At 62.0% G+C, this 4,635-nt stretch carries 3 protein-coding genes and 1 pseudogene; all 4 read right to left on the reverse strand.

Annotation, left to right across the window (positions count from 1 at the left end; all coding sequences use genetic code 11):
* On the reverse strand, positions 1–1,160 hold a 1,160-nt coding region (locus AC1VTH_RS06825), incomplete at its 3' end, for an aldehyde dehydrogenase family protein (RefSeq protein ID WP_481335410.1).
* Positions 1,161–1,722: 562 nt separating this feature from the next.
* Complete coding sequence (locus tag AC1VTH_RS06830; RefSeq protein WP_481335411.1) at positions 1,723–2,025, reverse strand: hypothetical protein; 303 nt, start codon at positions 2,023–2,025, stop codon at positions 1,723–1,725.
* Between the two features lie 511 nt (positions 2,026–2,536).
* On the reverse strand, positions 2,537–2,899 hold the full coding sequence (locus tag AC1VTH_RS06835) for a hypothetical protein (protein ID WP_481335412.1): 363 nt from the start codon (positions 2,897–2,899) through the stop codon (positions 2,537–2,539).
* A 9-nt stretch (positions 2,900–2,908) separates the two neighbouring features.
* Positions 2,909–4,635, reverse strand: a pseudogene (thrS, locus tag AC1VTH_RS06840) (threonine--tRNA ligase); the annotation flags it as partial.

Raw genomic sequence — 4,635 nt, forward strand, 5'->3', positions numbered from 1 at the left:
TGCTTGGCCATCTTCTCCTTCTCGGTGGTGGAGATGAAGAGAGACGAGGTGTGGCCGTAGCCGCCGTCGGCGACGAGACGCTCGGCCTTGGCGATGGCCTCGTCGAAGGTCTGGGCCTTGTAGATGCCCAGGACCGGGCTCAGCTTCTCGTGGGCCATCTCCTCGGACGGCTCGACGCTCGTGACCTCGCCGATGAGGATCTTGGTCTTCTCGGGCACCTCGACGCCGGCCATCTGGGCGATGGTGTGGGCGCTCTGACCCACGATCTTGGCGTTGACCGAGCCGTTGATGATGACGGTCTTGCGGACCTTGTCGAGCTCGGCGCCCTTGAGGAAGTAGCAGCCGCGAGCCTTGAACTCGGCCTTGACCTCGTCGTAGATGTCGGCGAGGACGGTCACGGACTGCTCGGAGGCGCAGATCATGCCGTTGTCGAAGGTCTTGGAGTGGATGATCGAGTTGACCGCGAGCTTGACGTCTGCGGTGGAGTCGATGATCGCGGGCGTGTTGCCGGGACCAACGCCCAGGGCGGGCTTGCCCGAGGAGTAGGCGGCCTGGACCATGCCCGGGCCGCCGGTGGCCAGGATGATGTCGGCCGAGCGCATGAGCTCGTTGGTGAGCTCGAGCGACGGCTGGGCAATCCAGTCGATGATGCCCTCGGGGGCGCCAGCGGCCACCGCGGCGTCGCGCACGATGCGGGCGGCCTCGATGGTGCAGGCCTTGGCACGGGGGTGCGGGCTGATGATGATGGCGTTGCGGGTCTTCAGGCAGATGAGGGTCTTGAAGATGGCCGTGGAGGTGGGGTTGGTCGTGGGGATGACCGCGGCGACGATGCCGATGGGCTCGGCGATGCGCTTGTAGCCAAACGAGGGGTCGTCTTCGATGACGCCGCAGGTCTTCATGTCCTTGTACTTGTTGTAGATGTACTCGGCGGCGTAGTGGTTCTTGATGACCTTGTCCTCCACGATGCCCATGCCGGTCTCCTCGACCGCCATCTTGGCAAGCGGGATGCGGGCCTTGTTGGCCGCGATGGCCGCCGCGTGGAAGATCTTGTCAACCTGCTCCTGGGAGAACGTGGCGAACTCCGCCTGGGCCTTGCGCATCTGTGCGATGCGAGAGGTGAGGGCATCGAGACTATCGATGGCCTTCTCCGCCTTTGCCATAGCTACCTCCAGATTGCTTCGTGGGAGGGGGTGCCTCCCCGTCTGACGGATGGTCAGCTCCCCCGTTGGGAGAAGTTGACCAGTGGCCTTTGGACATGCATAAAAGCAAAAGGCTCCGAACAGCTCCCATGATACCTAACGAATGGGGTCAATGGGTGCGCAAAGGGGCGAGCGGTGGCCATCTACCTGCGGTTGAATAGCGGCTTGTGGTCATTTATGGGGGGAGTTGGGATGCCTGGTTGACCAGCGTTTTATGGGCAACGCAGGTATGGAATGCATAATGTTTGTTATGTATTGCATACGACGTGAATCATGGCGGCAATTTAGCGCTGTATAGGCGCCACGCGGCAAAAAGCGAAATTGCATACAGGCGTAAGCCACAGGTTAAAACCAGTCGCTGGCCATAAACCTGCCGAGCGGTATGGAGGGATACCACTCGCGGGTCATTTTCGACCGTCCGCCCCTGTGGAGAGCATCTGCCCATCCGCGAGCGGCAGACGGCGGTGACAGTTTGACCCCGTCCCCAAGTGTCACCGTGACAGCTGGGGACGGGGTCGTTTTGTCACCGTTCGAAGATGAAGTGGGCAACAATGCAGGTGAGCCCTGGTAGGGCGAAGACGATTCCTCCAAGTAAGGTGAGTGCGGGCCCACCCGTCAAGGAGACATCGGTGAACCCCAAGAGGAAGGGACCGGCAGCCTGGCGTGCGACGACGCAGACAATGGACAGGCCAGTCAGAACGAAGAGCGAGACGAGAATAGCGCGACGGTCGCAACCAACGGCCACGGCAACCGCATAGCCGATGAACAGCCACATAAGCGGGCGAGACAGGATGATCGCGGCTAAGGTCACACCATCGATTCCCATGATGGTGCTTGGGGTGCCACTGACAAGGCAATACGCCTCCACAAGCGCATAGCCCCAGACCGGCCCCGTCGAAGAGGGCAGCCGCAACCATATGACTGCCGATAGCACCGCAAGGACAAGCAGAATAGCTACGGTCCCTGTCCTTCTCATGGCACTAGGCTCCTTCGCTAAATGGCACACGACCTTTTGGGCGAGAAAGCACTTCGTTTCATAATGACCTCACAATCTAATTTCGAGTCCTTTAATTAACCACAACTCCTATCTACCGAAAAAGAGGTTGGCTCGCACGAGGACACCCGCCGAGCGGCATTTATATTCCGGTCAGCGCCACTAAAGACATTTTTAATTCCCGGTTTACTTCCTGAACCAAATTCCAAAGCACCCGCAATGCTCAAATCGGCCACAAACCGCTGGATTATTTGACGCTGTTGAGCCGGCCGGCAATTCAAAGACTGCAAAACGGTCCCTTCCCTAACTGACGAACTATGACAGTTAGGGAAGGGACCGTTTGTCACCGTGCAAGGACGCGCTCGAGGCGCAAGACCTCGTCGCGGGCGTCGCCGGCCGCGCGGCGCGCGTCATAGCGCATCCACGCGCCACTCGCGAGCAGCACGTCCACGAGGGGACCAAAGCCACCGCGCAGCGTGCACGAGGCCTCGTGGTAGCTGGCATCGCCCGTGAGTCCCGGATAGCGCACGGCCTCAACGGCCGGATGGCACGCGAGGTAGCTCGCCACGACCAGCGCTTTGTCCGAGACGCGTCGCCATGCGGAGGCGTCCATGCCCACCTGCATCTCGAGAAGATCGGACAGGCAGGGGCCTCCCCCGCCGCACGGCGAGAGAGGCCCCCAAAAGATGTTCTCGTTGGCAGTCACGACGCGAGACTAACTGCGACGCTCGGCGATCTCCGCGGAGACCTCGGAGATGAACTCGTCGAGGCTCTTCTGGACCGTCTCGTTGGAGCGGTCGCGCACGGAGATGTTGCCGGCCTCGACCTCCTTCTCGCCCAGGATGAGCATGTAGGGCACGCGGTCGATGGAGCGGGCCTCGCGGATCTTGTAGCCAATCTTCTCGTCACGGTCGTCGCAGACGGCGCGGATGCCGGCCTCCTCGAGCTTGGCGGCAACCTCGTCGGCGTAGGCGCGGCTCTTCTCGGACACGGGAAGGACCTTGACCTGGACGGGGGCGAGCCACGTCGGGAACTTGCCGGCGTAGTGCTCGATGAGGATGCCGATGAAGCGCTCGATGGAGCCGAAGCAGACGCGGTGAAGCATGATGGGGCGCTTCTTGGAGCCGTCGGCGTCGGTGTACTCGAGGTCGAAGTTGAGCGGCATCTGGAAGTCGAGCTGGACCGTGCCGCACTGCCAAGTGCGGCCGAGCGAGTCCTCGAGGTGGAAGTCGATCTTGGGGCCATAGAAGGCGCCGTCGCCCTCGTTGACCTCGTAGTCCATACCAAGCTCGTTGAGGGCGGTCTAGAGGCCCTCCTCCGCGCGCTCCCAGTCCTCGTCAGAGCCCATGGAGTCCTCGGGGCGCGTGGAGAGCTCGACGTGGTACTTGAAGCCGAACTTCTGGTACACGGAGTCGATGAGGTTCACGACGCCCACGATCTCGTCGGTGAGCTGGTCGGGGCGCACGAACAGGTGGGCGTCGTCCTGGTTGAAGCAGCGGACGCGGAACAGGCCGTGCAGGGCGCCGCGCAGCTCGTGACGGTGCACGAGGCCGATCTCGCCGGCGCGGATGGGCAGCTCGCGGTAGGAGTGCGGCTTGGAGGCGTAGACGAGCACGCCGCCCGGGCAGTTCATGGGCTTGATGCAATACTCCTCGTCATCGATGACGGTGGAGTACATGTTGTCCTTGTAGTGGTCCCAGTGGCCGGAGGTCTTCCACAGCTGCTTGTTCATGATCATCGGCGTGGAGATCTCGACGTAGCCGGCCTTGTGGTGAATCTCGCGCCAGTAGTCGAGCAGGGCGTTCTTGAGGACCATGCCATTGGGCAGGAAGAACGGGAAGCCGGGGGCCTCGTCGCGCATCATGAACAGATCCATCTCGCGGCCGATCTTGCGGTGGTCGCGCTTCTTGGCCTCCTCGAGCAGGCGCAGGTGCTCGTCGAGCTCCTCCTTGGTGGCAAAGGCGACGCCGTTGATGCGCGTGAGCATCTTGTTGTTCTTGTCGTCCTTCCAGTAGGCGCCCGAGACGGCCGTGAGCTTGAAGGCCTTGACCGCCTTGGTGTAGCAGACGTGCGGGCCCACGCACATGTCGATGTAGTCGCCCTGCTGGTAGAAGGTGATGCGGGCGTCCTCGGGAAGGTCGCCGATGTGCTCGACCTTGTACTTCTCGCCGCGCTCCTCCATGAGCTTGATGGCCTCGGCACGCGGAAGCTCGAAGACGGAGAACTTGAGGTTCTCCTTGCAGATCTTCTTCATCTCGGCCTCGATGGCGGGCAGGTCGTCCTCGCCGATCTTCTTGTCGCCAAGGTCGACGTCGTAGTAGAAGCCCTTCTCGGTGGCGGGGCCGTAGGCAAAGTCGGCCTCGGGGTACAGGCGCTTGATGGCCTGGGCCAAGATGTGGGCGGCGCTGTGGCGCACGACGTGGGTGACCTCGTCTGCGGGAC

It is taken from the genome of Parolsenella sp. (genome assembly GCF_982402205.1).

Excerpts from the sequence above, each read along its gene's own strand:
- AC1VTH_RS06830 (WP_481335411.1), bottom strand. The coding sequence starts at position 2,025 with ATGGGAATCGATGGTGTGACCTTAGCCGCGATCATCCTGTCTCGCCCG.